We start from the raw sequence: 26,048 nt of genomic DNA on the forward strand, positions 1-26,048 counted from the left end.
CCGCCAACGGGACACTCGATCCGGCGCGTCTTGAACGATGGCGCAAGCTTACGGAGGAAAACCTGACCAATACCTCCACCCAGTCCGGACCCCGTGGTAACAAAATCACAAAGACCCCTGGCAAACGACACTGACGAGCTTTCGGCCCTGAACTGACATTCATCTCAATTGGCTCCGCCGCAAAGCGGCATCACCAGAGCAGACTTTCGTAGGCCAAGCCGCATGCCGGACGAACCGCTGATCGGCTCTGCTTGCCATTCCTGTCGATCGCGCCAGCGCTTCGTGAATGCTGCGGCTGCGAGACACCGTTTCAGACGGGGTCGTGGACCTTGCTGGATAGAATGGTGTATTGAAAGACCGATAACCCATGCAGGACGCGATGCGGGACAGTAACCTCAAGGCAACCGAGTATTTCGAGGTCGTGGCCAGGCTCGGGACTGTGACGAAGGCGGCTGTCGAGCTCGGCGTGTCGCCCTCGGCGGTCAGCCAGCAGATCCGCCTTCTCGAGGAGCAGTTCGGGGTGAAGTTGTTCCGCCGCGAGAAGCGGCGCCTGGTCCTGACGCTGGACGGCGACCGGCTGTTCCAGACCACCACGCAGGCCTTCAGCGCCATTCGCAATGCGCGCAACGCGATTGCCCGCCAGCGCGAAACCCGCAATCTGACGGTCCGGGTCAGTCCGAGTTTTGGCGTCCGCTGGCTCGGACCGCGTATCGGGGAATTCGCCGCCGAGAACCGGGAATGGAACATCCGCGTGGATGCGACCCCGGATTTCAGCGCCTTCGATACCGAAGCCGTGGATTTCGACCTGCGCTACGGCCTGGGTAGCTGGACCGGGCTCACGGTGAACTGTGTTCTCCACGACCTTGTCCTGCCGCTGTGCAGTCCTGACTACCTCGACGAATTGCAGCAAGTTTCGAACCATCCAGTGGAGCAGATCGCAGCCGCGCGCCTCATCGACAGCGTCAAGGCGCTCTATCGGTGGGACCTTTGGCTCGCCTCGAACCGGATCGAGCTTGACGAACTGGAATATCCGTTCCGCTTCGACCGATCCTCGATGTCGATCGAGATGGCGAAGCAGGGAGGCGGGCTGGCACTCGACAGTGTCACACAATGCCTGCCGGAGCTCAGGCGGGGTGAACTGGTGCCGTTCTCCACCGCCTTCGACGTGATCGACTTCCCGGCCTACTGGTTCGTCTGCCCGCCGCGTCATCTCAACCGCCGGATCGTGAGCCGCTTTGCGGAGTGGCTGACCCGCAAGGCCGCGGAGCATGATGCCGAGGCACGCACGCTCTTGACCGGGTTCGGCTGCACGTTCCGGCCCGAATCCGGGCCGGAATTGATCGAAGTCGTGCCCTGGAGGCTTTAGTAGATCGTCAGCGCCGGCACGTAGGAGATCAGCAGCAGCACCACGATTGCCACACCGTAGAAGGGCAGGAGAGCTCTTACGGTCGCTCCGATACTCGCGCCCGAGATCGCCGACGAGATGAAGAGCGTGGTGCCCACGGGCGGCGTGTAGAGCCCGATCGCCAGGTTCACCACCATCATCAGGCCGAGCTGAACAAGGTCCAGTCCGATTGCTTGGCCAATCGTGACGAAGAGCGGGCCGAGCAGCAGCACGGCGGCGGGCAGGTCGAGGAACGCGCCCACGATCAGCATGACGATGTTGAGCGCGAGGATCACCATCCACGGTTCGGCGAAGGCCGCCTGCACCCACTCCGCGAGTTCCTGGGGCACCCGTTCGGCCGTGAGCACCCACTGGATGGTCGACGAGGCCATGATGATGATCATCACCGCACCGGTCATGCGACCGGTATCGACGGCCGCCTCCCAGATCCCGCCGAACGTCAGGTCGCGGTAGACCAAACCGCTGACGAGCAGCGCATAGGCCACCGCCATGACGCTGACCTCCGTCGGCGTGGCGATGCCAAAGCGCAACGTGCCGATCACGAAGACGGGCATCAGTAGTGCCGGGATCGCGGCGAGGATCTGCGACCGGAACGCCGTGAAGCCTCCTGCGAGTGGCGAGCGCGGCAGGTTGCGCATGTGCGCGACCACGGCTACGGCGATACACATCCCGAGACCCAGCATCACGCCCGGCAGGATGCCGGCCACGAACAGGTCGACGATCGAAACGCCGGAAACGAGTCCGTAAAGGATCAATGGTATCGACGGCGGAATAAGCACCGAGACGGTCGAGGAGGCCGAATTGATCGCCGCCGAAAAGCCCGCCGGGTAGCCCTCCGCCTTTTGCACGGGGATCAGCGCGTTGCCAAGCGCCGTGGCATCGGCCACGGCCGAACCGGAGACACCGCCGAACATCACCGAACCGATGACCGATACCTGGCCCAGTCCACCCTTGAAGTTGCCGACGACGAAGCGGGCGGTGTTGACGAGGTAGACCCCAAACTTTCCCGACATCATCAGGTTGCCCGCTAGGATGAAGAAAGGGATCGCCAGCATCGGGAAGCTTTGTGTCGGCGTGTAAAGTCGCTGGGCGATGACGGCCATCGGTTTGCCATCGAGCCAGAGCGCCGCCGCAACGCCGCCCAGCATCGCGTGGGCTATCGGCACCGAGAGAACCATGAGCCCGAAGAATATCCATACGAGAGGTGTGGTCATGACAGAGCTCCTTCAGCTCAGGCTTGCAAGCGCAGGGTCACGATCGGTGATGTCCTCGCCTGACAGTGTCCGGAGGAGGCCGAAGACAGCTAGGAGCGCCATGGCTCCAAAGGCGAAAGCAATGCTCGAATAGCCCCACACCTGCTTGATCCCGAGTGTCGACAGGGTCTGAAACTGGGACGCCTTCAGAATGGGCTGGCTACTCCAGAGGATGCTGACCGAGATCACGAAGATCGTGGCTTGGACCATGAAGTTTAGGACCAGCCGCCTGCGGCCCGAGAGCACATCGGAGAGGATCGTGACCGAAATATTTCCGGCGCGGGCCGACGCGATGACGAGGCCGCCGGCCACCAGCCACGGAAGCAGAATGGCGTGGATTTCATAGGCCCAAGCGATCCCGGCCCCGAAGGCGTAACGCAGCACAACGTTTACGAGCAGGGCCGCAAACATGGAGGTCAGGCAGGCGAAGACGATGATGCGCCCGCTCCAATCGAGAAGGTTGGTCGCGCCCCGGACCGGGCCGAGGAAGGGGCGCAATCGCCCCTTCCCACCGGTCTGCGGGGACTTGTTGTCCCCGGCGGCCATCAGAGGCCCGCCGCGTCGCGCAGAGCCTGAACCAGCTCCGGGTAGGTTTCGGCATACTTGTCGTAGACCGACTGCGTGGCCTCCTGGAAAGCGGCGCGGTCGGCTTCCGCGAACTGGGCGCCTGCCTCTTCCATCTTCGGCCGCAGGTCCTCATCGGACTCCAGCACCAACTGGCGCTGCATTTCGCCGGCCTTGGCAGTCGCATCCAGCGCGCATTGCTGCGTCGCTACGTCGAGACCCGACCACCAGACCATCCCCGCGACGACCGGAGTCGCCTGATACTGGTGACCGGTCAACGTGATGTAGGGCGTGATCTCGTGCAGGTTGGCCGAGAAGATGTTGACGAGCGGGTTCTCCTGGCCGTCGAAGACCCCCGATTGCAGCGCGCTCGGCAGTTCCGACCACGCCAGCGGTGCAGGTGCTGCGCCGAGTGCTTCAAAGATGTCGACGGTCATCTGATCCGGAGGTGTGCGGATCTGCATGCCTGCGATGTCGCCCGGGGTGGCGACGGCCTTGTCCGTGTGGGTCACATGACGGATGCCGTTGTCCCAAAAGCCGAGCACCTTGAGACCTGCATTCTGGGCGCGCTGGTCGATCATGTCGCCGACCTCGCCGTCCAGAACCGCCCAGGCGGTCGGCAGGTCCTCGAAAAGGAATGGAAGGCCGAGCAGACCGATTTCAGGCACGATCTGGCTCATTGCGCCCTGGCTATTGGCGGTCACCTGGATCACGCCGGCGGTCGCTGACGTCAGCATTTCGGCGTCGTCGCCCATCGTGGCCGAGGGTGCGACGTTGACGCTGTGCGCGCCGCCGCTGCACTCTGCGAACGACTCCGCCCATTTCTCGGCCGCGACGAAGCGTGGATTGCCCGGATTGGAGCCGTGCGCGAAGATCACTTCGTCCGCATGAGCGGCCCCGGACAAGATGGTTGTGGTGGCCAGAATGGCCATCAATTGCGTCTTCATGGATTTTCCTCCCGTTTTGAAGATCAGAAAAAAGGCGCCGCTCCCCACGGCCGCCGGTGGTTTCGGCTCAGTGGATGAGCGAGCCGCCGTTCACATCGACCTCCGTGCCGGTGCAGTAGGCCGAAAGATCGGACGCGAGAAACAGGGCACAGCCGGCGACATCCGACGCGGCACCCGCGCGCCCCATCGGGATGCCCGCGAGCACCATCTTGTGCTGTTCGTCCGTGAGTTTGCCTGCGGTGATGTCGGTCGCGATGAAGCCCGGGCAGATCGCGTTGACGCGCACGTTGACCGGCGCGAGTTCGCGCGCCATGGCCTTGGTCAGACCCAGCACACCGGCCTTTGCGGCCGAATAGTGCGGGCCGCCGAAGATTCCCCCGCCGCGCTGTGCAGAGACTGATGACAGGTTGACGATCGCGCCCGACATCTGTGCCCGCATCGCAGGAATCACTGCCTGGCTCATGTAGAGGGTGCCGCGCAGATTCACGTCGGTCACCGCGTCGTAGTTTTGCGGCTCGATCTCCATGATCTTGAGCGGCTGGGTGATCCCGGCATTGTTTACTAGCACGTCGATCCGGCCCCAGCGATCAAGCAGCGTTTTCGCCGCTGCCTCGCACGCCGTCTTGTCGGTGACGTTGCAGGCGAGGCCGACATGACCCTCACCGAGATCGACCGCGGCCGCCTCTGCCGCTGCGCCGTCGAGGTCCAGAATGGCGACAATCGCGCCGTGTTCGGCGAACATCGCGGCCGTCGCCTTGCCGAGACCGCGGGCCGAAGCCGCGCCGGTCACGATGGCATATTTGTCCTTCAGAAGCCTCATGGCCTCTCTCCTTCCTTGAAATCTGTAAGGTGCGGTCAGGCCGTCAGAGCCAGCCCTTGATCTGCGCGGCGATCCTGTCGACCGTCAGGCCATACATCTCGTGCAGGGTCGGCAAGGCGCCGGCTTCGAGAAACGCGTCCGGCAGCCCGATCATGCGGAACGACGGCGTGACACCCTCGATCAGCAAAGTCCGCGCAACAGCCTCGCCCAGGCCGCCGACCACTGTGTGGTTCTCGGCCGTCACGACCAGCCGTCCGCCCTTGCGGGCCTCCTCGAGGATCGTCGCGGTGTCGAGTGGCTTGATCGTCGGCACATGCAGCACTCCCACGTCGATGTTATCGGTCTCCAGAGCCACCGCAGCGTCGAGTGCACGCATGGTCATGAAGCCGGTCGAGACAACGAGGACATCCTTGCCTTCCCGGATCGTTTGCGCCTTGCCCAGCTGGAATTTGTAGTCAGGCTTGTGACGGGTCAGAACCGAGGGCACCTTGCCGCGCGGCAGACGGGTATAGACCGGCCCGTCGTGCGCGGCGAGTTGCGGTATCATGCCGGTGATGTCGTCCGCATCGCAGGGGTCGATGATGGTCATGTTCGGCAGGCCGCGGAAGATCGCCAGATCCTCCGTCGCCTGGTGCGATGGCCCGTAGCCTGTGGTCAGCCCCGGCAGCGCGCAGCAGATCTTGACCGGCAGGTTCTCTTCGGCAATCGCCATTGCGATGAAATCGTAGGCCCGGCGCGAGGCGAATACCGCATAGGTGGTCGCGAACGGGTTGAAGCCCTCACGCGCCAGCCCGGCGGCGGCCGACATCAGGAGCTGCTCGGCCATGCCCATCTGGTAGAACCGGTCCGGCATCGCGTTGGCGAAGATGTGCAGGTCGGTGTATTTGGCGAGATCGGCGGAGAGCCCGACGATCTTGTCGTCTTTCTTCGCAGCTTCCACCAGTGCATGACCGAAGGGGGCCGACACCGTGTCGTAGCCTTCTGCGGCGAGCGAGGCGATCATCGCCGAGGTGGCGACCTTTTTCTCAGGCACCTTGCGCGGTTCGTATTTGCGATTCATCGAGGCGAGGGTCATTGCGGCTTTCCTTCTTCCAGAACGGTCAGCGCCTTGGACCATTCGTCAGGCTCGACGCGGACAAAGTGCGTGATCTCGCGGCTCTCGAGGAAGTCGACGCCCTTGCACATGCGGGTGTCGAAAATGATGACGCGGGGCTGTCCTTCCGGAGCTTCGCGGGCGGCGTCGAAGGCGGCGACCACGGCGACGAGATCGTTTCCGTCGATGCGCTGTGCGTGCCAGCCGAAGGCCGCCCACTTGTCTTCCTCCCGACCCTGCGCCAGCGCTGCGGTCGACTTGCCGTCGGCTTGCTGGTCATTGAAGTCGACGAGACAGATGAGGTTGTCGAGTTTCCACTGGACCGCGGACATGACCGCCTCCCAGGTGGAGCCCTCGCCGAGTTCGCCATCCGACATCAGGTTGTAGACAAAGGCGGGGCTTCTTTTTCGCTTCATTCCAAGCGCCATGCCAACCGCGATTCCGAGCCCGTGGCCGAGTGAGCCTCCGGTGATCTCCATCCCGGGCGTGTAGGACGCCATACCCGACATGGGCATGCGGCTGTCGTCCATGCCGTAGGTTTCGAGTTCTTCCTCCGGCAGGATGCCGGCTTCCATCAGCACGGCGTAGAGCGCGATGGCGTAATGTCCGATGGAGAGCAGGAAGCGGTCGCGCCCCTCCCATTCCGGGTCTTCCGGGCGGTATTCCAAGGCGTGGAAATACGAGGCTGCAAGCACGTCGGCGATCCCGAGTGCCTGACCGATGTATCCCTGGCCTTGGACCTCGCCCATGAGAAGCGCCTTGCGGCGAATGTTCCAGGCACGCAGTGCGAGCGAGACATTGCTCGCCGCGTGCGGTCGGCGTTCGGCTTTCATGATGTCCTCCCAAATAGCCCTGAGGCTGTCGGGACGGATATGCCAGAGCATGGCCCCGGCGTCCGTATCGGAGTCTTTCAGACTTCGTTAGGAAAACTTAACACCTTTCCCGACGCTTATCGGTATGCCTCCGGCTTGCCGCTCCGCGATGTTGCAGGTGCGAAGAGTGCTATTGGCCACTTGCACGGCGCAACCACATAACTGGAGTGCCCCCACTGAAGTGGTCCACCAACTGGGATAGTTTTATCCCGATGTCAGGAGGACCAAGCGATGGCTGGAAAGCGAGACAAGCCCGAAGAGATTGTGCTGAAGCTGCGGCAGGTTGAAGTTCTGCAAGGTCATCCCAGTCGATCAGGGCGGCGAGTTTCACCAGTTCGTGGCGCATGGCGATCATCTCGTCCAGGCGGGCACGCAGAAGATCGTCTTGTTCCGGAAGCGGCTTTCTCGGCTTCATATCGTGGCTCGAAATTGCAGGGTTTCCGCCGAGATAATACGAAACCTTGCGCTTCTAGCCCAACAAAATCACGCTGTTCTCAAACAAAATCAGTCAGATAAGAGTTGTTCAGGACGAACCCATTAGCGCGGCCGCCGCGCCTCCGCCCTTCATGGTGCGGCTACGCGAGCGAAAACGGCACAGAGTTGAACTCGATCCTCCCAAAAATGAGCCCACTCAATCCACAATACCTGACTAAAAAAAGAGATGTGTTCCAACGCATCTCTGCGTTCGTTGAAAAGTTCAAGGGTGTTGGCGGAAAAATGTAGGCGTGTTCATGATCGATGGTCACGAACCACTGCATACCAGTTATGGCTTTCGACCGGGGTCGCGCCCGCATGCCGGACGTCCGCCGCAAAGGTACAGTTCTAGCGGCCGAAAAAGAGTTTAATTTTCAGAGTTTTATAGGACTGTACCAAAAGAGCGCAGTCAACAGGTCAGGAGAATATCGGCCCGGATAGACCGCTTCCATGCCTCCCGGCGCCTCCGCCAGTTCTCAGCCCCGCCCGCATAACCCTCGAAAACAACGGAAAAATCCGGCCGCAGCCGGATCGAGAGAAACGTTTCGTGAGGTCAAGTGGCGGAGGGAACGGGACCCGGATCGAACCTTCTCCAGCCTTCAAGTTTGTTTTGCTATAGCGTGGTGCGCTTTGGGCTGCTCTTCTGCTGGGGGCTCGGCGACTACCAAGTCAAATTCCTCTCGACCGTTCACCTTGTCGACCAACAATTCTCTTTCTGTCCGTATCGCGTCTCCCCGAGCGGAAGGATTGCGCACAACAGTCAGCTGGGCTTGATCGCGACCTCCTTCGCTAAAGCTGATCCGATATATGAAGTATCGTTCACCCAGGTTGTTTGCGGCTAGCCATTCATTGTCCGAAAATCGAACACTGCCGGACTTTGTCTCGATAAAACGGCTGACCAGTTCGATTCTTGTCGGATTTTTCAGAAACGCCGAACGATCCTCTTCGCTGTCAAAAGTAAGATAGTCACAGCCAAAAGCCCTTGTGCCCTGCAGGTGGGCAACCAGCTGGGGCCAACGGCCGTTGGCGCGTTCGAACGCTGCAGTCCAATGCTCCGCATCCGCCGCACGGTTTGGGTCGGTACCATTTGGATTTGGGACCTGACCTGTAGGCCCAGAAACGCGTAGCGTGCGTCGCGGGAAAGACGTGCGCTCCAACGATGTATTGCTTTGCGGCTGACGCTGTTGAACGGTCAACTCGACTTCGGACGATTTGGCTCCACTTGGAACCTCGTCCGGGTCTGGTCCCGACTCATCGTTCCCGCTATCCGCCGTGGATGAAGCTTGCCCATCGCACGACTTGTTCGCGGCCGCTGCCGGACCAGCAGTCATCGTCTCCGCATCTACGTCTGGTGCAAACGGAGAGACAAATGCGTGATCGACGCCTCCGATCAATGAAGCAAGTTCGTCCTCGCTAAATGAAGGTAGGGCACGTTGAAGATGGGCGCGACGCAGCGCATCCGTAGAAGACGCCAAGAAAGGCATAAAATCTGCTCCGCTTTGTAGTTCAAAAAGCTCCGCAAGCCCATCCGCCACTGCATGGCATCCGAGATCCATCACCTCGTCAAAGCTTCTGGTTCCATCGACCGTAATGACCAATGTGTCACCATCGAAACTGTGACGCCATGGGTCCAATTTCTCAACGATCGTGGTGCCGTTGATTGACAGCTCCATTTCGGCACGAGCCGCGACCTTAAGCTGAACTGCTTCTAGGCGACGTAGATGAGTGCCGTCAGGAGATAGCGCTTTGCGCAGCGCCGCTATGTAAGGCTTCGATAGATCAAAGCGTGACCGCAAAGTTATTGAATCGCCCTCTACAACCTCGTCCACGGAGCAAATCTTGAGATTGAGCGCATCCTTCTGCAGAGTGGCGACGCCGAAACGCGCCATCACCTGTTTAGCATTCCGACGAGACGGTAAATCAAGGAGTCGCAAATGGGACTTTGCAACTGAAGGAAAGTCATCACGCTGAGCGTAAAGAACTTCCTCTCGTTCAGCCCAAATCCGGCGTCCTCCAAACTGGACAGGTAGTTTTCCTTCTGAAAGAAATGTAATTCCGTCCACTCCCCCAAGTTCCGGGTCAAACGTTTCTCGTTCCAAGATCTGGAGAAAAAGCCTGCTCCCTACCTCTGGCTTGATCTGCCGTGATGGAAGTGACGCAAGAAGCCGATACACTTGAGATTCAGGGAGGTCATCCAGATTTCGCACCACGCCTGCACGCTCAAGGCCTCTCCGCCAATGTGCCTTATCGAGTCCGAATTCTATCTCGCTAGTCGAACTGCGTGCACGGGGCGCCTGGAATAGTGCGGAGAGAACTCCCGGCTCGATCATTGCATCTCTCGGGGCATGGCGCAGTCCGTCTTGGCAATCGAGCCATGCACTCGCCTGGATATCGAGATGAACCGTGTTTGGGAGAGTTCCCGGATATGCCCGAAACTTTGACAAGCCATTTTCTCGAGCTTCCAACCTAACGCTGAAAGCCGGAATGGGGGCAAGTGGATCAAGCCGCGGATCATGAGCGAGCCATGCTAGAATGGCCTCGGCTGGTGCATCGCTGAGAATACGCTCAAGTCCGTCGACGGTGTCATGAGCCGCATTTACCGTGTAGCCCCACGATAGATCCGAGCTTTTAATTTCTCTTGAGGTGTTTCCGTCGGTGACCTGAAAGCTCTCTGGTACCGCGTCAATCACCGATTGATGCCATTTCACAGGCAGAGGCCCGCTTATCTTTCGCGGCCACGGATTTATACCGAGCCATATGAGGAACTCGACCAAATCATCAGGCTCTTCGCCGAAGCCATTTTCGAGTGGGGTGCCGATTAGCAGTTCGGGCTGACCAGGATACAGAGCCGCCGTGGTGCGTCCAACTATTCCATAATGCTCAGAGAGATGAACGGTTGTTATGTCGCGCCATTGTCCATCTTTGCATCGCACCCGAAAGACCCCTTGAGGCGTGTTTCGGCCCCGGTCATGAAGAGAGTAAACGGTGGCCAACAAACTCGCTTGCAGATGGTCGGGATTGCTTCGTTTCTTCTTCAGAAGATCCGTTACTCTGCTGCGAAGCGCCGCGATAACGGCTTCCGCGCTGTACTCGACGACCCGGAACCCCTTCAACGAGTGGATTTTGTCGCGGACGACGTTGCCCGATGCCTCAGCCAGAAGTTCGGTCCAAAGCTCTGGATGGATGAAGCGCGCGTTCGCCCAATCGGGAAGCCCGTGTCGTTTGGCTTCATCGGAGGGAGGAGGAAATGCCGTGGCCGTCGATGACATTTCCTTGCCCTTAATGTCGACCAACAAACGCCGATCGTGTTGGTCTTCTGGAAAGGCCTTCGCGATGCCGACTATCGCCTTTGCGCGCTCGGAAAAACTGAGATCTGCGGCCCTAAGTGTATTTAGAATGTCTTTCGTGCTCACCATCGGCACACCCAGTTCGTGCCTCAGAAGCGCCTCTGCGTCGGTTGAACTGACGCTGGCGAGTTGGCCAAAAAGCCGTGCTGGCAGGTATTCAGCGTAATTTATTGGACCAATTCGTGCTTTGTCGGGTTTGCGCCAAACACGATCCATACTCCGCACGATGGGTAGATCTTTTGCCCGCAGCCATGCGGCCTCTGAGACTGGCTTCAGCGCGTCTGGAAATTCTTGATGCGCAATAAGCCAGTCCAGCGGTTCGGAAATGCGGCCCATTTTGCGGAGCTCGGTGAGCATCTCGGCGTGTAGACGACCAAGAGCTCGCAGAACCTCGATGTTATGCTGCGAATCTTCATTGATCGTCTTGCGGCTAGAGTCGAGTTCCAGCGTGGCGTGGAAGAGGCCTGAGAACGGTAGCGGCAGAGAGGTTGGGAAGAAGCTGTGCAACTTGCCAGGCGCGTTCGTTTCGCCAGACCTTATCGCTATGGCGAGTTCAAATTCCCGTACGTTTTCTCCCTCTCCAATAGTACCTACTCGTTGCCTGACGATCCAATCCTGAGTGCTGGCCTCCGAACCACATTCGAGCAACAGCGATATATCGCCATCGTCTTTCACGCCCTTTGTCCATCTCTTCTCATCGTGGCCGGGCAGTCGAATGCGGATCTCGTCCAACGCTCGGACGAACAAGAGAAAGCTAGGCTGGAACTGAGTAGCTTGCTCAACGACCCTCTTCAGTGCGTTGGTGCTGCCGAGAGGTGCGGCGATAACTGTGTCGTATCCATCTTCCCGAAGTCTACGTGCATGCCGCACAACAGCTTGCGTGCCGCAATCACCCAGTGAGTCCAGTTCCGCACCGGTGGCGGGAAACACAAGCAATGGCGGTAAGTTGGGATTATCCCCGCTGAAGCTGGCAGCAATCTCAGCGTTCTGATGAGCTAGTTCAGCAACCAAGGCGCGTGCGTGGGTCCGCGAGAACCCCAACTCAAGCGCACCACTGCTGATGATGGGGGCCTCAGTCCAATTCAGGATCGCACGAAACCCTAGCCCCTTCGCGCCGATCATGCGCGCGGCGCGCGTTGGTTTGTCGCTGGTGTGTGCCGTCATCAGGGACGCGACACCACCTCTCCGGAACGGCTGCCCGGTGTTAGCGACGTACAGTGCATCCTGCGTCACCTCGATTAGGACACGTCCTGATCCACCCACCTCACTTGCCGCGTCGGCCGCGTTTTGAACAAGCTCCAGAAGCTCACGACCAGCATAGTCTGCCGTGGTCTGCTTTTCGGTGCGTGAATGGCCTAAAAGGAAGGCGGGTTTCTCGATATACGCCTTGCACGTAGATTTCAGCTCAGCTGCAATGAACGCAGCCCAAGCCTCGCCTGTCATGTGCGTTTCGTGCGCTCTGGCGCTGCTCTCTTGGTTCACGGACATTGGGTGCATCTCAGATCACGCCGCATAAGACTGTTTTCTTTTAATCCGTTGCCAGAAATTTCACTATTCATTTGCTCGCCTAACCTTTGACCCTATCACCGCGAACAAAACGGTTAGCCGATTGCTTCCTTGATCGTCTTTCCATCACTGGGCCTGCGCCAGCTTTGGGGTCCGCTGCAGTTTCCATCCTTGACGATGCCCCCGGCCACACTGGAGCTGCCAAAGAGGTGATCGCACGAAAAACGATACAAGTCCGGGTCGCTGTCCGGGACGAGGACACCCCGCCGAACCAGACGGTCACGCTCTTCGCGATCCCTCTTCACACGAGGGGAGCCTTCTCGCATCGCAGTCGAGTCCTTGCGGACAAGGAAGCCACCGGACTCGGGGCGGCCATAGGCTTGAGCCTTCTGCGGACGCATTACAAACCAATCGTTCTCGCTCATGAATTCCCTCTTTCATTTTATTTGATCAATGGCAGAGCACACAGCGTATTCACCAGCTGCATTTGCTCAACAGTATTACACTTCGCCTCACGCAATCGCGGGGCTCCAAATACCAATGCGAGTCCCTTGGCGCGGGAGACCGCAACATTAATGCGATTCAGAGAAAACAGAAATTCCATCCCGCGCGAGGTTTCGTCAGCGGAGGATGCGGTCATGGAAACGAGGCAGACCGGCGCCTCCTGCCCCTGAAACTTGTCGACGGTTCCGACGCGAACACCCAACGGAAGGGCATCCCGCAGAGCGTTTACCTGAGCGTTGTACGGAGCGACGACAATGATGTCGGTCTCGCGCATCGTTCGCGTGCTGCCGTCCTTCTCCGTCCAGCTTCCACCAAGAAGCTTGGCGACGGTTTTGCCAATAGCGGCGACTTCTTCCTGTGCGATCTGTGCATTACCCTCATGGGGGACCGGCACCCAGAAAGCTCCGGCTTCGGGAAGCGCCGTGCCTGTCACGCACTGGTGAGCAGTATCAGGATGGCTGCTCAGTCGGCCTTCATAGACCTGTTCCGAGATGAACCGACAGACTTCAGGATGCATACGCCGGGATGTGGGAAGGAAAATTCCCCGGTCGGCTGGAACCGTCGCATGCTCACCGAGCATCCAATCCAGGCACGACAGGTTCGCAGGCTCGGGATGCGCTCCTTGAATGACCTGCGGCAACTGGCGTGGGTCGCCCACAAGCACGATGTTTCGCGCGGCACGCCCCATGGCGGCCATGTTGGCAAGTCCGACCTGGCCTGCCTCGTCCACGAACAGCCAATCAAAGGCCTGAACATTTTCGTCGCGCGAGAAGAACCACGCGGTGCCGCCCACGACATGCCCGCCGTTGGCGGCCTCTGCGTTGTCGGTCGTACGATGAACATCGCAATCTTCGGGATAACCATCCTCACTGCCAGAAACCTTGTGCACGAGTTCGAGATTGATCGGCAGGTCTTCGTTTTCCAACGCTGAAAGACAGCCCATCAGCACATTCCTGATAGCCTCGTGGCTGTTGGATGCGACGCCGACGCGATGGCCCTTGCGCACCAAAGACAGGATCGCGCGTGCACTCACATAGGTCTTGCCGGTACCAGGTGGCCCCTGAAACGGCAGGACCGTTCCATCCATGTCATTCACCACGGCAATAGTGCCCGCTACAGGTTCTGCCCCGCCCAAAAGATCGCCTCGTGGGCCAGAGCCCAGACGCGGTGCAGCGCGCGACAGCAGGTCGTCCACCGCCGTGTACCGGCGCGCGCCGCACTGATCGGCGATCACATCGCGCAAAGCACCGGCAATGACACCCGTCTGGATCGGCCAGTCCGGATGCAGCGTTAGCTGATCCGCCAGAAGGTCGGCCTTGCCTGGACCTGCTTTGACCGTGATCTGGCGGGCGCGGCGATCCATGGTCTCGATTCCGACCGTTGTCGGGGGACTGTCGAACACCGGAACCGTCGCCTTCTTACCGCTCCGCAGTTTCGTTTCCTGTTCGGGATAGGTGTATCGGCGCGCAAAGGATCGCTTGACGGGTTCGACAGGGCCCGCTGCCTCAAGCCCGCCAAGCGCATCGAGATCGTCGAGCAGATCATCTTCGTCCTTCGCAGCGCTATCGAATACGGCCCATTGCGCGGGCTTCACCTCGCGGCTGTGAAAAACGCCGAGGTTGAACAACATATCCTGCCGCGCCTCCGGCAAACCTGATGCTGCCAGCAGGTTGCGCAGAGCTTGCGTATCGGCGTCCTCTTCGACCTCTTTATCACCTGCATCCGGGGCAAGTGTCGGCCAAGGGCCAGCAGGCCGGATTCCGACCAGCCAGTCGCGCAATTCCTCGGTCGAGATACAGTCGACGCGGTTGTAATCCTCGATCTCGTCCAGAATCTGCTGGTCCTGCGTTTCGCGCCAGCGCTCATATGCCACGACCGAGCCACCCGCCGTCTTGACCTCACCGTCGCGCTTGCGGTCGTAAAAAGCCTCCATCGATTTGATGGAATAGTTCGGTTCCGATCCGATCAGCCCGCCGCGGACCACGGCAAACAGATCGACGAAGCGGCGTTCCCGGAGCAGCCGGTCAAGGAAAGCCTCTCCGATCCCATATTTCGTGGTCAGGCGTTTGAGTGCTGTGATCTCGTAGGGCGCGTAGTGATAGATACGCGCAGTGGGGTACTGCGAAATCCGCGCACGAAAAAACGCCAGCAAGTCGGACAATGCCCGCGCTTCGGCATCGTGGTCATGGGCCCAGAACGCCTTGAACGCCCCGTCGAACCAGATGCCGTGCAGGTATTCGAGGCCGCCCTCGTAGTGTGGATCGCCTTCAATGTCGTAGAACAGGTCGCCCGGCTGCGGTTCCGGCAACAGGTCAAAGCCTTTGCCAGGCTCGGGCGCCCGTAGTTCGAAATCTGGCTCCCCGGTTTTGCGGGCCTGCTGCAGGCGGGCCTGCGTGACCAAACGGGCCTGGGTGTTTTCGGCCATTCCGCGCACTGGGTGATCGAGCGTCGAGAGAGCCTCCAATGTGTGAACACCCGCGGCTTCCAACTTCTTCACCTGACCACGGCTGATATTGGCGACATTGAACAAGCTGTCTTCGGTCTGCCAAACGCTTTCGCAATGATCGGCCCAACGGCAAAGACCGCAATCCGCACATGGCACCGGGCGTGTCGGCTGCGGATCGGCAACGAAAGTTTCCAGCCGTTCGCGCGCCATCCGTGCATAGGCAGAGTAGTCCGCCAGGCGCAGCGTCGCGCGCGTGCCGTCTCCCAATTCGACATGCGCGAACTCGGGCACCACCCCCTGAATTTCCGCCAGCAGATCGGAATATAGAACCAGCTGAAGCACATGTTTCGGATCAGCCCGACGTTTCAGCTTGGTGTCGGCCACCTCGTAGCTGAACGGTCCAAGCGCCGAGGGGGTCTCAATACGCTCCAGGAAGTCGGACCAGCCGCCCCAGTTCCCCGACAGAAACGCGCCCTGAAACACCACATCCGGACCAGCGGCGAGCGCCGCGCGCGTGGCTTCGGCGTTTTCGCAAAGTTTGCCGCGCTCGATTTCCATGACCGTGCGCCCGGCCTCCTTGAGATGTGCAAGGTGCGCCGCCTCATGCGCATCGCCCTGCTTTTGCAAAAGCGCTGCGTCCTCGGTGTCGTCGCCCGGCTCCGGGCCCGTTCCGCGCAGATGCGCAAGATCAAGGGTGGTCGCATGTGCGCAGCCTGTGAAGCGCATGAGATCCGTTGCGGACAAGAATATGCGACCGTCGAGATCCCTCATGGCTACTCCATTACCTATGCAAATCAAATTCCAAGGGAATCACCTCGACAGACCGCAAGGTCATCAATACCCTGCGAGGGTGTCAATTTCTGGCATGGAGATCAAATGTCTTTTGCAAAAGCGCAGGATTTGCTTCGCCTTGCCCAGATGGCGGCTTCTCGCCGAGGTGGTGTCAGCCTCGAGGACATCTGCGCCGAGTTCGATGTGTCGCATCGCACTGCTCAACGGATGACTGAGGCTCTCGAAGCAACTTTCGCGAACGTTTCGACCGCAGACGATGTGGAAAGACGGCGTTACTGGCGGATGGACGCACCCTTGCCGGGCCGACTGCAGCCCCGGCAGGAAACGGCGATCGAGGCGCTGGAAATCGCGGCACGTACCGCGCGCGATGAAGGGCGAATACGGCACTCACGCTCTCTGGAGGATCTCCGCGACGCGTTGCTGGCGCGTTTGAATCCAAGGGACGCGCTTCGGTCGGAAGCCGATGCAGAGGCAGTGCTGGCTGGATTGGGACAAGTCACGCGCCCAGGCCCTACCGTTACGCTGAAGCCTGCCGTGACAGATGCTGTCATCGAAGCGCTGCGCGGTCCGTTCCGGCTGCGCGTCTGTTATGGGGCTCAGGGTGCTGCGCCGCGCGTGATCGAACCGCATGGCATGCTGCTGGGGCACCGCACCTATCTTGTGGCACGCCAACCCTCGCGTGGAGAAGACATCTTGAACTTCCGCATGGATCGGATTCATGAGGCGGAGGTACTGAACGAAAGCTTCCAACTGGCCTCGAGTTTCTCCCTAGAGACCTACGCTGCTCAGGCGTTTGGTGTTTATCAGGACCCCGAACAATTTGGCGAAGTCGTGTGGCGCTTCACACCTGAGGCCGCAGAGCGCGCCGCCGAATACCGTTTCCACCCGGCCCAAGTTGTAGAGCCTCAGGATGATGGCAGCCTGATCGTCAGGTTCAAGGCAGCGGGCTGGCTGGAAATGGCATGGCACCTTTATCAATGGGGCGACAAGGTGGACGTACTAGCGCCCGCGGGCTTGCGCGAATTGATTGCTGGCCACCAGAGGTCGGATTTCGACGCTCTGCCATGACGATATTGAATAGGAATTTACTATGAAAAACGGTCTCGACCATGCAGCCCTGAAAGCAAAACAACGCGCCATTCGCGAAGGCTTTCCCGAAACCATGGGGCTGCGCGCTCATCGTGCCATCAGTTGGATCGGCCGTGCGGAAGCTTGCGGCGAGGATGATGATGCGCGATTCATTTTCCTTTGGATCGCATTCAATGCTGCCTACGCCGACGAGCAGGAGTTTCAAGCGGTCGCCCCGGGAGAACGCGCAGCTTTCGTGGAGTACTTCGGTCGACTGGTCGCCCTTGATCAAGACCAACGCATCTACAAGGCACTGTGGCAGCGGTTTTCCGGTCCTGTTCGGATGCTCATGGAAAACCGGTACGTCTTCAATCCCTTCTGGCAATATCACAATGGGATTGACGGGTTTGAGGATTGGGAGGAACGCTTCAAGACCTCAGCCCGCTCATTCGCGACATCATTCCAAGCGGGCGACACCGCACGAGTCCTGAGCTTCGTCTTCGACCGGTTGTACGTCCTGCGAAATCAACTCGTCCACGGAGGATCAACCTGGAACAGCGGTGTGAATCGATCGCAGGTTCGGGACGGCGCTGAAATCCTTGGGTTTCTGATGCCCGTTTTCATCGACATCATGATGGACAACCCAAATGAACATTGGGGTAAGCCATTTTATCCCGTCGTCGAATAGGTTCGAAACGGCCTTTGCTCATGACGTTTCAATTGGATATGCACGCCCGAGCTTGGTCTCTCATAACAGCATAGTCCGCCATCATCTCGACAACAGCCGAACCGTCTGGCAGCGTCGCCAGTTCCGCGGCCACCCTAGACTGAAACTCCCTGCTGTATTCCACAACCGGCGGACACATGGCCACGCCGCCTGATTCAAAACCCGCCGTCGCGCAACCGGTCAACAAGCTCGTCGCGATTACGAGGACGGCGAGCCGCAGCCTCCAGCATCGTTCGCTGAACTTCATTGGCTTTCTCCCTGGTGTCGAGGCGTTCCGCGAGGCGACCGACACGCTCGCCGGAGCGGCGCAGGGCAAGCAGGAACAGAAGGATCGCGATGGCTGTGACGCCGTAGCGAAGCATTGCGCGTGCGCATGCCGATCCGACGAGCGCAGCGAGGAGGCCGCCGATCATCGCCGCCCCCGCTTCCAGTCGTCGAACCGAGCATAGATCGTGACCGCGATACCGCCGAGCGCGACGGCGATGAACACCCAGCGGAGCGTGTCGAGATACGGCACGAGCGGCAGGATGGCGGTCTGGGTCTCTGCCAGGACGCCTTGCGCCACCTCGACCCCGGCTGCGCCCAACGTTGCCACGCCAGCCGCGCCACCGCCCTTCATGGTGCGGCTTTCGGCCAGCACTTCGCGGGCGGGCGGCGTCTCGGCTGCGAAGGCAGTCGCACGGACCGGGAACCGCTCGCCCCACTGCCGTGCAGACCTTGAACCTCGGCAACCGCGGCTGATCGGCGATGCCATTCGCATTTTAGACGATCAGCATATCGAAGAAGGTGCTGGCGTCGAAGATCTTGAGGAGGATGCGCTCAAAGCCAAATAGGCTGGGATCACCTCGAACCAGAGTTTTTTCGAAGAAACGGCGTCAGACCAATAAGTTTCAAGGGTCTTAGAAGAATTCGGCAGCCGGGTCATCCATTGCAATGTCGCGACCTTCGGCGCAAATGCGGACGCGGGCCGAGGGCGTGAGCCCGAATTCAGCGGCGTAACGCACCATGTCTGCCATAGCCTTGTTCGCGGCCACCAGCCAGCCGACGACCACGTTGCTCGCAGCCTCCAGAGCGGACATGCGGCGGGTCTGGCTCATGCCGCCGCTTCCTGCCGTGCGGCGGTGATCTCGGCAAAGCCGCGGCCATCTCCGTCGAGCACTGCCGCATGTCCCGAGAAGGCCTGCCAGCGCTGGACACAGACATCCACGTACGCCGCGTCCAGTTCCATGGCAAAGCAGACCCGGCCGGAACTCTCGGCCGCGATCAGCGTGGTGCCTGACCCGCAGAACGGCTCGTAGACTGCCTGTCCGGGGCTGGAGTTGTTCTGCATCGGGCGCCGCATGCATTCGACCGGCTTCTGGGTGCCATGCATCGTCTCGACGTCCTGGTTGCGGCTGGGGATGACCCAGCAGCGCATCCAGCTCCGCTCCGTCGAAGCCGATCTCGCCGAGATCCAGTCCGAGGTCCGCCAGGTCCCCGAGTTCCAGCGCCAGCAACTCCCGGTCCCAGCCGGCATTCTCGGCCAGGCGGTTGTCAGCGAGGATGTAGGCCCGCTTCTGCGCGTCAGAGAGATGCGTGAGTTCGATCACCGGCACCTTTTGCAGGCCCAGCTTGGCGGCCGCCAGCACGCGTCCGTGCCCCGCGATGATGCCGTTCCCGCCATCCACCAGCACCGGGTTGTTGAACCCGAACTCCCGGATCGAGCTTGCGATCTGCGCCACCTGCGCCTCGGAATGGGTCCGCGCATTGTTGGCGTAGGGGATCAACTCCGAGACCGCCCGCTGCGCCACTGACCGGGCGCCGCGCTGTGCCGCCCTGTCGTCTGTTTTGGCCGCTGCCTGCTTCGCCATGTCCCCGCCTCGGATTTGATCGCGTCTCTGGCTGCAGGATATCAGGGGGCGCAAGTAATTGTAATCATGACAATAAATGACATTCGCCGCCATGAGGTGACAATGCGAGGTGGTCGCGGTGGCGTCGCTGGCGGATGTGAGGAGAAGTCTACCGCGGGGACGTTCGGCGAAAGTGTCTCAGGCATCGATCCGAAAGCGCGATGTTAATCGGGCCTTACCCAACTGATCCGCGATGGCCACAACAAAGTCAGCCGCCTGTGGATTTCAGCGATCAGATCCGTTTGAATGGGCGGAGAGCTGCTGTTCGCCGCGGCCGCGAAGGCACCCCGACCACACCGCGAAAACGGACATTCAGTTGAAACCCAATACCGGGGCTCGCTCGATCGGCACGATGGGCGGTAGGCGGTCATTCGCTGCATGATGCAAAAGAGCTTCGGCCGGACACAAAAGCGGACTTTCAACCTCTTTTGCCTCGCCCCATGTCGAAGCGAACTTCTGTCTTCCGTGACAACCGATCTAACGAGTAGGCTGACACCTGGCCTCGCAAGATTGAAATGTCGAGGGTAGCCGATTGAATTGGGCCTGCGCTACGTTGACCCATTGAAGAGTTCCGCGTCGCGCTGGTTCGTCGTTTCATAGTCGAACAACCGGCGTCTGTTCCGATGTCCCGCGGCTGCATGCAAATGCGGCGAGGCCCACCAGCTACTGCTCCGGTGTGACGATGAGGAAGGGGCTTTTTGTTTCCCGCGAGGCGGCCAGGATGAAGTCACGTCCGCCTACTCCGCCGTCGATGAGGGCTCGCGACAGTGCTTGCTGCTGACCGAGGCTGGCCACGGCGCTGGCGAAGCCGTCGGCGATACGGCTAAGGCGCCCAGCGGCCTCACGACGAACGGTGATCGACGTGGCCAAATCCTTTTCGGCAGCGGCGATCAGTCGGGCCAGCGCATCCGGGTTCATCCGATCCAGGCACCTGAGGTTGTCGTCTCGGTATTGCGCCGCGTAATCGCCCGCATGGGCCAGATCTTCGGAAATGAATAGCGCCCGCAGCTCTGCTTCCTCGCAGAGCCACTTTGCCGAGCCCAAGGTCCAGATCAGGTCCAGTCGCTCCATAGGGAGGGCGGTCGCCTTGGCGGGATCCATGGCTTCCCGTAGCAAGTCGGAGATTGTGCTCACGTGTGTGGAAAGCTGTCTTTGCAGAGCGCCTGCAATCGCGAGGTGGTCGGTCCGCGTCGCGACGCCATCAAGGTCTTTAAGCGCCGCGCGGATGTCGCTGAAGAGGCGGCGGATCTCGGCCTCCTGTATTAACCTGCCAATATCGCGAACTTCCTCGCGCAACGTCCCGAGATTTTTCTCGATGGCGTTCAGGCGCATGTTCATGATCGCAAAGCCGGCGATGGACACGCCGAGCCCGATCCCGGTGAGAGCGATGTTGGCAACCTGCAGATTTTGCAGAAGGGCCATGCCCTGACGCAGTTGTTCGAGCGAAGATTTGATCTGTTCGTTCTGCACCATCCCGACAATCCCGAGGGGCGAGAAACCGGTTTGTGCCGCTGCGCCTCCGGCCTGAGCAAAAGCTTGGATGAAACCTTGCGTCTGCTGAACGTGCCCCAGGATTTGGCCGGAGGAGACATCCTTGATTATCGCGCCCATCAACTGAGCCTGACCGGACGAAACAAGCGCGTCGAGGCCAGGAGGGATGGCGTAGAGGAGAGGCATCAAGCGGCCCGCAGTTCAGCTTCGAGACTGCGTAGCGTGATCGCTTGGAGATCGGTCACGAGACAGCGCTCGCCCGGCGCAAGTCCGTGACCCAACGCCGCGATGCGGGCGCGGCCCTGGAGGCGGACTACGAGATGTCTGCGATTTCGATCACTGAGCCGATCAACGACGCGGCTGCCGGTCAGCGTAGCCAAGGCGATACCGGTGCCTCCCAATGCGAGCATGGGCCAGGAGATCGCCGTGGTGGTGAAGATGATGAAGGAGGTCGTGGTCACCGTCGCGAGCGAAACAACAGTGGGGATGGCTGCAAGAGAAGCGGCGAGCACGCCAGCTCCGGCAAGAGCGGGCAGCGCGACGCGCAGGGCGTCTTGGCGGGTGCCTTTCTCGGAGAGCGCTGAGACAAGCGCTCCAATTTCGGTGTCCATCTCAGCCTCGACGCGGCTGGCGGTTCGCTGCGCCCAAGGTTCGAAAAGTTCCTTCCAAAGCCTGTCGGGCGAAACTTGCGCCTTGCTCGCGGCGATCGAGGAAATCGATGCGACGGTTCTTTCAATTTCCGCCATGAGATCGGGCAGAGCGTTCTCTACTTGTTCAGTTATTCGCTCGAAGTGCGCCTGTTTCCACTGGATCATCTCGAGCTCTACCGCTGGGTCGAGCGGATGCGCCGGGGCTGTTAAAGTCATCACGGTTATCGGTTGCCTGACTGCGGGCAGGCCATATCGCGAGGCCATTATTGGAATTTCATAGTGAGCGGTGCGGCAGCCTATAATCAAGCTTTTTCCCGAAAGAAATTTCAAAGCTCATGGTGCAGCGGCACGCCGGACGAAAGTAACTTCCTTTCGATCAATCGATCCGCAGTGGCAGAAAGCGGCGGTTCAGGTTTTGCGAAGGACAGTGGTGAACGACGCGTTTCGGGAGCGCCATGAAGCGTCAGACGGTCAGCTATTATCGGCAACCACGGGACAATTACGTCCGAAAACCAAGTTACTCTCGCCTCGTGAACATTGGCGTAGTTATAGGCACTTGGCCGAGTTGGAGAGACCAGCTAAAGAGAAGGTCAAGGCCAAGCCAGGAGGGCAGAGAGTGGGAAAATCATTCCCCGAATTACAGGAACATCAGGCTCGCATCGAAAAAGCCTTAGACACTGCTAAGCCTGAGGCGGTCGCACAAGGCAAGGCGCTTCTATCAGCGAACTGCGAGCAATACATCGAAGCGCAAGGTTTCGACGCAGAAAAGTTATTGGGCATAATTGCCGCCAAGCATCAAGCCTCCGAGACCATCTCTTACAAAGAGCTCTACGAAACCTGCCACAGGACAAGCGGCAAATGGGGGAAGGAGATCGGGATGGCCGCCGCCCGCTTCTGCACAGGTGCGGCTTCCATTTGGGGGTGGGCCAATGGCCACCCCGGCATGAACGACGCTGTGGTGAACGGCCAGACCGACAAACGCGGCAATGGGGCAGCCACTATGGACTACTTAAAGAACTGAGCAGCCGAAAATTCTTCTGGAAGCCTCCGTATGTGCGGCCGTGTAAGCGCGAATTCTGCATCGCAGTGGCCCACGCAACTTGCGAAATTTCTGCGCGCTTCACGAACGGCTGGTTCGGTGAAGCTGCACTGCGGCGCTGATTTCTATCCCAAAGGTCTGGTCAGGGCCGGTTTCGTCAACTAATGCGGTGTGTCTTCGTCAAGCAATTGACAGCCGGGCCGCAATGATAGGTTCAATCCGTAGACGTTGCCCTTCGTCGGACACCCAGACCAGATCTTTTCCCTTCGATAAAATTGCATCATAGCGAAAGATGTAGGCCACCGGTTCGGACGAAAGCGCCTCTGGAAGCACGTAGATGATGTAGTCGGCCCGGTGTTCAGGTGATAGCATTTTCGCGTATTCGTTTGGCGTCAGCTCGACGACGAGGTCTTTGCCAGAGAGTCCTTTGACCTCGATTTTGAGATTGGCACCGTCTTCGGCAAACGCTTCAAGGTCCCAGCCGACGCCGTCCTTCTCGACCGATTCCACTCTATGAGAACCGCCCACGTCGGACTCGTAATAGGTAATCGCGTGGTTAATCGCTGCCTGTTCGACCTTGCGGCGCAACTCTGCGTCAGTCTGTCTTGGAACTTTGGATGGTCGTTTGACGGGTGCCCCGCCTCGGTTAATGTATTCAACGACATCTCTATTGAAGGCTTCCCCTTTGCCGTACCAGACTGGGCTTTGGCCCAAATTTCCGGGCTCCTTTGCCGTGGGAATAGTGTATGAACGAGCATCAATCGGCAGAAGTACCGCGTCGGCAGTGGGCGCTTCGATCTGATATCCCACCTCGAAATCTGACGAACGCTTTAGACGTCGATGCTCGGCATCTTTGTGGATGCGTGCGTTCCGATACCAGCCGACGATTACAGTTTTCGTTGTTCGTGGATTCCTCGCAATCCAGACTACGGTCACGCCATTCACTTCGGCATCGCCGCTCTTTGCCCCCAGCCGGGAAATATTGATTTTGGCAGATCGGGGCACATAGCCATAGACCTTTCGCCTGATCGGCTCGAAGTTCCAGGATTCGTATGCGATGTCGTTCGTCTTCAGAAAACTGAAATTGCCCTCAGCCTTGTCCCCCTGTGGCCCTCTGTAGTGCGTCATCCACGCATGGTTTATGTACACCAGTGTCTCTGTCGCCATGGTCTCTGCCGCCTATTGAATTCGCCCGCTCTAATATCCAGTCTTGGCAGCGCCTTTGCGATAATCATCGGCTCCAAGGTCACGGAGATGTCGTCCTGAAGCGGTTTGAGTGGGTAGGCCGGGTCTCGCAACGCAACTTCGGGATGCCCCGTCCGGTTCAGTTTGATAATGCGAAGTATTAGGTGTTCGGTGCAAGACCTATTTCCCGACGCGATGGAGAGCACGTAGACCCCGCTTCCTAAGATACCATGCCGCGCCGCACTCAGGCGTTATCCGCCCTACGTGACGATTTTGCTGCCGTCATGGCTGATTTCCTTGCTACGCTTGAAATCTGGCTGGAATGGCTTGCCTGCGTTGCGCAAAGCCCCTGCAATGTCGTCCTGCACGATGCCAGGGACGGCCGCTTTGGTGAAGCTGCACGGCAGCGACGGGCTGCCCCCTGACCGGCGGCTATGGGCCGGTTCGCACCGCGTCTGCACATCTTTCTACCGCGAGATACACCCTGAAATGACCGTGCTGTCCGGGAGCTACAGGCTAACGCTCGGCGCAAGTCCGGTGGACGTCTGCTTGGCATTGCGCCCGCTGTCCCGATCAATACTCAGCGTGCCATTCAGCGAGGTCGCCCAACATGCCCTCAAATTGCCGCCGTACCGATTGTGGATCACCGTCGGCCCACCAGGCACGCTGCCAGCCACGGCCACGTCCAGCGCGCCGGTAAGCAGCCGATTTAAGGGTCATTTCCCTATAAGAAGTATTTATAGGGTTTTGACCCTTAAATACCGACCTGCTGAAAGCCAACTTGGCCTCGTTGGCATTGCCGAACAGACCCGGATGCAGGACCGCTGCATCAGCCGGACTGTCCACCGCGACACCGGAAAGCACCATATGCTGGAACACATCCGGGCGTTCGACATCCCAGGTCGTCATCCGGTCGATGATCAGCGGCAGAGCAACATCGGAGAGCACATGGACCTCCAGTGGATTTGCCGCTGTCCGGTTCACGCCACGCCCGCGGCCGACCACCTGGATCAACTCATCGTCGCAAATCGCCGCGCGCAGGGTTTCGGCATTCTCGTCCTCGTGCCGGAGAACCGGGAGGCCGCGGACCTGTCCTGACCGCATCCGGAGGCCTGCGACCTCGCGCCGGTAACGACCATCCGGCACCAGGTCAAAATATGCCCCTGTCAGCGCTTCCACTTCCTGGCTGGGCGGCAGGGGGCGCCCGATGCTGATCAGCAGGGACACATCGTTGTAGCAGTCCAGCCCGGCGACGGCGTTGAAGTGAGCGGTCTCGACGTTCGGAATATCTGCAAATGCCGCCTCGATCGCCTGGTATGTCACGACCAAAACCGGGCGCGGATAGATGGTAACGCTGGTCCAGCGGGAGAGCGCCGGCACCTTCTGGCCCGGCTTGATCGGAATGGGTTCGTAGCCATTGTCGAGTAGTTGCGCAGCGGCATCTGCGAATGTGATCTGCCCAGCACGTTCGGGGCGGTCAACGACCGCCCTGTCAGTGTTCCGGTTGTCGCGGGGGTCACGTAGAGAGCGCCCCGCGTCCATGATCTAGGGCCGGGTCGTGTGCGCAGCTTCCCAGGCCAGCACATCCGGAATGCGATAGCGGATCGAGCCGCCGATGGTGATCCAGGCGGGGCCGTAGCGCTCTGCTCTCCAGCGCTCCAGCGTCCGGATGCTCACCTTCCAGCGCGCTGCCAGTTCGTTCGTGGTAAAGCAGAGGGCGTCATGCGTCATGCCGCACCTCCGGAAGGTCCCACGCCTGTGCCTTGCAGAACACGAGGTAGAGCGGCTGGCCGTCATCCGTGCGCCCCCCGTCCTCCACGCGATAGCTGCAGCCCTGCTCAAGCAGGATGCCGAAGTCCCACGCCCGGAAAAGCCCGGGCACGCGTTCGTAATCCTCGTCCATGATCGGCATGGTCATCGGTCTGCTCCTTTCCTCGCGCCGCGAATGACGGCGCTTGAAAGGGGAAAGCCGGGTG

23 protein-coding genes and 1 pseudogene are annotated in these 26,048 nt (G+C 59.9%); 5 read left to right on the forward strand and 19 right to left on the reverse strand.

From position 1 onward, the window contains the following. The first annotated feature begins 367 nt into the window (after positions 1-367). Positions 368-1,366 carry a LysR family transcriptional regulator gene (locus tag DU478_RS21360; protein WP_233501521.1) on the forward strand — a complete coding sequence of 333 codons (999 nt, stop codon included), beginning with the start codon at positions 368-370 and terminating at the stop codon, positions 1,364-1,366. Here DU478_RS21360 and DU478_RS21365 read toward each other — a convergent pair. From DU478_RS21365 to DU478_RS21415, 9 genes are all read right to left on the reverse strand, one after another. After that, the gene (locus DU478_RS21365; protein WP_114512891.1) at positions 1,363-2,619 is read right to left on the reverse strand and encodes a TRAP transporter large permease; all 1,257 of its coding nucleotides are present in this window, start codon (positions 2,617-2,619) and stop codon (positions 1,363-1,365) included. The two genes, DU478_RS21360 and DU478_RS21365, sit on opposite strands and share 4 nt — an antisense overlap. Positions 2,620-2,631: 12 nt before the next feature. Then, positions 2,632-3,204 (reverse strand): TRAP transporter small permease, encoded by a 573-nt coding sequence (locus DU478_RS21370; RefSeq protein ID WP_114512892.1) that lies wholly within the window; start codon positions 3,202-3,204, stop codon positions 2,632-2,634. Continuing rightward, positions 3,204-4,169 carry a TRAP transporter substrate-binding protein gene (locus tag DU478_RS21375; RefSeq protein ID WP_114512893.1) on the reverse strand — a complete coding sequence of 322 codons (966 nt, stop codon included), beginning with the start codon at positions 4,167-4,169 and terminating at the stop codon, positions 3,204-3,206. Before DU478_RS21375 ends, DU478_RS21370 begins: the two co-directional genes overlap by 1 nt. 67 nt (positions 4,170-4,236) lie before the next feature. Next, on the reverse strand, positions 4,237-4,989 hold the full coding sequence (locus tag DU478_RS21380) for an SDR family NAD(P)-dependent oxidoreductase (RefSeq protein WP_114512894.1): 753 nt from the start codon (positions 4,987-4,989) through the stop codon (positions 4,237-4,239). Between the two features lie 43 nt (positions 4,990-5,032). Continuing rightward, positions 5,033-6,064 (reverse strand): transketolase family protein, encoded by a 1,032-nt coding sequence (locus tag DU478_RS21385; protein WP_114512895.1) that lies wholly within the window; start codon positions 6,062-6,064, stop codon positions 5,033-5,035. Beyond that, on the reverse strand, positions 6,061-6,915 hold the full coding sequence (locus DU478_RS21390; protein WP_114512923.1) for a transketolase: 855 nt from the start codon (positions 6,913-6,915) through the stop codon (positions 6,061-6,063). The genes DU478_RS21385 and DU478_RS21390 overlap by 4 nt, the downstream gene beginning before the upstream one ends. Positions 6,916-8,027: 1,112 nt before the next feature. Then, on the reverse strand, positions 8,028-12,218 hold the full coding sequence (locus DU478_RS22760) for a sacsin N-terminal ATP-binding-like domain-containing protein (protein ID WP_147276398.1): 4,191 nt from the start codon (positions 12,216-12,218) through the stop codon (positions 8,028-8,030). 158 nt (positions 12,219-12,376) lie between these two features. Continuing rightward, a complete protein-coding gene (locus DU478_RS23235) occupies positions 12,377-12,706 on the reverse strand; it encodes a DUF4357 domain-containing protein (protein WP_037207563.1) in 330 nt (109 codons plus the stop codon). A 17-nt stretch (positions 12,707-12,723) separates the two neighbouring features. Beyond that, positions 12,724-16,002, reverse strand: a complete 3,279-nt coding sequence (locus tag DU478_RS21415; RefSeq protein WP_114512899.1) for a TM0106 family RecB-like putative nuclease — start codon at positions 16,000-16,002, stop codon at positions 12,724-12,726. A gap of 105 nt (positions 16,003-16,107) precedes the next feature. On the opposite strand from DU478_RS21415, the gene DU478_RS21420 reads away from it, so the two are divergent. Together DU478_RS21420 and DU478_RS21425 are read left to right on the forward strand one after the other, a co-directional pair. Beyond that, positions 16,108-17,091 (forward strand): helix-turn-helix transcriptional regulator, encoded by a 984-nt coding sequence (locus DU478_RS21420; RefSeq protein WP_114512900.1) that lies wholly within the window; start codon positions 16,108-16,110, stop codon positions 17,089-17,091. Positions 17,092-17,113: 22 nt separating this feature from the next. Next, the gene (locus tag DU478_RS21425) at positions 17,114-17,779 is read left to right on the forward strand and encodes a HEPN domain-containing protein (protein ID WP_199488399.1); all 666 of its coding nucleotides are present in this window, start codon (positions 17,114-17,116) and stop codon (positions 17,777-17,779) included. Between the two features lie 194 nt (positions 17,780-17,973). Here DU478_RS21425 and DU478_RS21435 read toward each other — a convergent pair whose 3' ends face one another. From DU478_RS21435 to DU478_RS23785, 4 genes and pseudogenes are all read right to left on the reverse strand, one after another. Further along, the gene (locus DU478_RS21435; RefSeq protein ID WP_114512902.1) at positions 17,974-18,231 is read right to left on the reverse strand and encodes a hypothetical protein; all 258 of its coding nucleotides are present in this window, start codon (positions 18,229-18,231) and stop codon (positions 17,974-17,976) included. Next, a pseudogene (locus tag DU478_RS21440) lies at positions 18,228-18,530 on the reverse strand (YcbK family protein); the annotation flags it as partial. The pseudogene DU478_RS21440 and the gene DU478_RS21435, both read right to left, overlap by 4 nt. Before the next feature lie 187 nt (positions 18,531-18,717). Next, on the reverse strand, positions 18,718-18,915 hold the full coding sequence (locus DU478_RS21445) for a DUF7220 family protein (protein ID WP_233501524.1): 198 nt from the start codon (positions 18,913-18,915) through the stop codon (positions 18,718-18,720). Further along, the gene (locus DU478_RS23785; RefSeq protein WP_407703182.1) at positions 18,912-19,235 is read right to left on the reverse strand and encodes a DNA methyltransferase; all 324 of its coding nucleotides are present in this window, start codon (positions 19,233-19,235) and stop codon (positions 18,912-18,914) included. Before DU478_RS23785 ends, DU478_RS21445 begins: the two co-directional genes overlap by 4 nt. On the opposite strand from DU478_RS23785, the gene DU478_RS23815 reads away from it, so the two are divergent. Then, positions 19,219-19,611: a hypothetical protein gene (locus tag DU478_RS23815; protein WP_456119798.1), complete on the forward strand. Its 393-nt coding sequence runs from the start codon at positions 19,219-19,221 to the stop codon at positions 19,609-19,611. The two genes, DU478_RS23785 and DU478_RS23815, sit on opposite strands and share 17 nt — an antisense overlap. Positions 19,612-20,370: 759 nt before the next feature. On the opposite strand, the gene DU478_RS21455 is transcribed toward DU478_RS23815, so the two are convergent. Both DU478_RS21455 and DU478_RS21460 read right to left on the reverse strand, forming a co-directional pair. Continuing rightward, entirely contained in the window at positions 20,371-21,384 is a 1,014-nt protein-coding gene (locus DU478_RS21455; protein ID WP_114512903.1) for a hypothetical protein, read from the reverse strand. Beyond that, on the reverse strand, positions 21,384-22,013 hold the full coding sequence (locus tag DU478_RS21460) for a hypothetical protein (RefSeq protein WP_147276400.1): 630 nt from the start codon (positions 22,011-22,013) through the stop codon (positions 21,384-21,386). Before DU478_RS21460 ends, DU478_RS21455 begins: the two co-directional genes overlap by 1 nt. A 265-nt stretch (positions 22,014-22,278) precedes the next feature. Between DU478_RS21460 and DU478_RS21465 the strand changes: the two genes are divergently transcribed. Next, positions 22,279-22,869 (forward strand): hypothetical protein, encoded by a 591-nt coding sequence (locus DU478_RS21465; RefSeq protein WP_147276401.1) that lies wholly within the window; start codon positions 22,279-22,281, stop codon positions 22,867-22,869. Positions 22,870-23,067: 198 nt separating this feature from the next. On the opposite strand, the gene DU478_RS21470 is transcribed toward DU478_RS21465, so the two are convergent. From DU478_RS21470 to DU478_RS21490, 4 genes are all read right to left on the reverse strand, one after another. Further along, a complete protein-coding gene (locus DU478_RS21470; protein ID WP_114512906.1) occupies positions 23,068-24,054 on the reverse strand; it encodes a DUF3883 domain-containing protein in 987 nt (328 codons plus the stop codon). Positions 24,055-24,645: 591 nt separating this feature from the next. Further along, the gene (locus tag DU478_RS21480; protein WP_114512907.1) at positions 24,646-25,614 is read right to left on the reverse strand and encodes a hypothetical protein; all 969 of its coding nucleotides are present in this window, start codon (positions 25,612-25,614) and stop codon (positions 24,646-24,648) included. A gap of 3 nt (positions 25,615-25,617) precedes the next feature. Then, positions 25,618-25,803, reverse strand: coding sequence for a helix-turn-helix domain-containing protein (locus tag DU478_RS21485; protein WP_114512908.1), 186 nt, complete (start codon positions 25,801-25,803; stop codon positions 25,618-25,620). After that, positions 25,793-25,990, reverse strand: coding sequence for a hypothetical protein (locus DU478_RS21490; protein ID WP_114512909.1), 198 nt, complete (start codon positions 25,988-25,990; stop codon positions 25,793-25,795). Before DU478_RS21490 ends, DU478_RS21485 begins: the two co-directional genes overlap by 11 nt. Positions 25,991-26,048: the final 58 nt, after the last annotated feature.

Source organism: Thalassococcus profundi, assembly GCF_003344785.1.
GTDB classification, from domain to species: Bacteria; Pseudomonadota; Alphaproteobacteria; order Rhodobacterales; family Rhodobacteraceae; genus Puniceibacterium; species Puniceibacterium profundi.

Bases quoted from the DNA above. Each gene is read 5' to 3' on its own strand.
- DU478_RS21360 (WP_233501521.1), top strand. From the start codon at position 368: ATGCAGGACGCGATGCGGGACAGTAACCTCAAGGCAACCGAGTATTTC.
- DU478_RS21365 (WP_114512891.1), bottom strand. From the start codon at position 2,619: ATGACCACACCTCTCGTATGGATATTCTTCGGGCTCATGGTTCTCTCG.
- DU478_RS21370 (WP_114512892.1), bottom strand. From the start codon at position 3,204: ATGGCCGCCGGGGACAACAAGTCCCCGCAGACCGGTGGGAAGGGGCGA.
- DU478_RS21375 (WP_114512893.1), bottom strand. From the start codon at position 4,169: ATGAAGACGCAATTGATGGCCATTCTGGCCACCACAACCATCTTGTCC.
- DU478_RS21380 (WP_114512894.1), bottom strand. From the start codon at position 4,989: ATGAGGCTTCTGAAGGACAAATATGCCATCGTGACCGGCGCGGCTTCG.
- DU478_RS21385 (WP_114512895.1), bottom strand. From the start codon at position 6,064: ATGACCCTCGCCTCGATGAATCGCAAATACGAACCGCGCAAGGTGCCT.
- DU478_RS21390 (WP_114512923.1), bottom strand. From the start codon at position 6,915: ATGAAAGCCGAACGCCGACCGCACGCGGCGAGCAATGTCTCGCTCGCA.
- DU478_RS22760 (WP_147276398.1), bottom strand. From the start codon at position 12,218: ATGACAGGCGAGGCTTGGGCTGCGTTCATTGCAGCTGAGCTGAAATCT.
- DU478_RS23235 (WP_037207563.1), bottom strand. From the start codon at position 12,706: ATGAGCGAGAACGATTGGTTTGTAATGCGTCCGCAGAAGGCTCAAGCC.
- DU478_RS21415 (WP_114512899.1), bottom strand. From the start codon at position 16,002: ATGAGGGATCTCGACGGTCGCATATTCTTGTCCGCAACGGATCTCATG.
- DU478_RS21420 (WP_114512900.1), top strand. From the start codon at position 16,108: ATGTCTTTTGCAAAAGCGCAGGATTTGCTTCGCCTTGCCCAGATGGCG.
- DU478_RS21425 (WP_199488399.1), top strand. From the start codon at position 17,114: ATGAAAAACGGTCTCGACCATGCAGCCCTGAAAGCAAAACAACGCGCC.
- DU478_RS21435 (WP_114512902.1), bottom strand. From the start codon at position 18,231: ATGATCGGCGGCCTCCTCGCTGCGCTCGTCGGATCGGCATGCGCACGC.
- DU478_RS21445 (WP_233501524.1), bottom strand. From the start codon at position 18,915: ATGAGCCAGACCCGCCGCATGTCCGCTCTGGAGGCTGCGAGCAACGTG.
- DU478_RS23815 (WP_456119798.1), top strand. From the start codon at position 19,219: ATGACCCAGCAGCGCATCCAGCTCCGCTCCGTCGAAGCCGATCTCGCC.
- DU478_RS23785 (WP_407703182.1), bottom strand. From the start codon at position 19,235: ATGCGCTGCTGGGTCATCCCCAGCCGCAACCAGGACGTCGAGACGATG.
- DU478_RS21455 (WP_114512903.1), bottom strand. From the start codon at position 21,384: ATGCCTCTCCTCTACGCCATCCCTCCTGGCCTCGACGCGCTTGTTTCG.
- DU478_RS21460 (WP_147276400.1), bottom strand. From the start codon at position 22,013: ATGATCCAGTGGAAACAGGCGCACTTCGAGCGAATAACTGAACAAGTA.
- DU478_RS21470 (WP_114512906.1), bottom strand. From the start codon at position 24,054: ATGGCGACAGAGACACTGGTGTACATAAACCATGCGTGGATGACGCAC.
- DU478_RS21480 (WP_114512907.1), bottom strand. From the start codon at position 25,614: ATGGACGCGGGGCGCTCTCTACGTGACCCCCGCGACAACCGGAACACT.
- DU478_RS21485 (WP_114512908.1), bottom strand. From the start codon at position 25,803: ATGACGCATGACGCCCTCTGCTTTACCACGAACGAACTGGCAGCGCGC.
- DU478_RS21490 (WP_114512909.1), bottom strand. From the start codon at position 25,990: ATGACCATGCCGATCATGGACGAGGATTACGAACGCGTGCCCGGGCTT.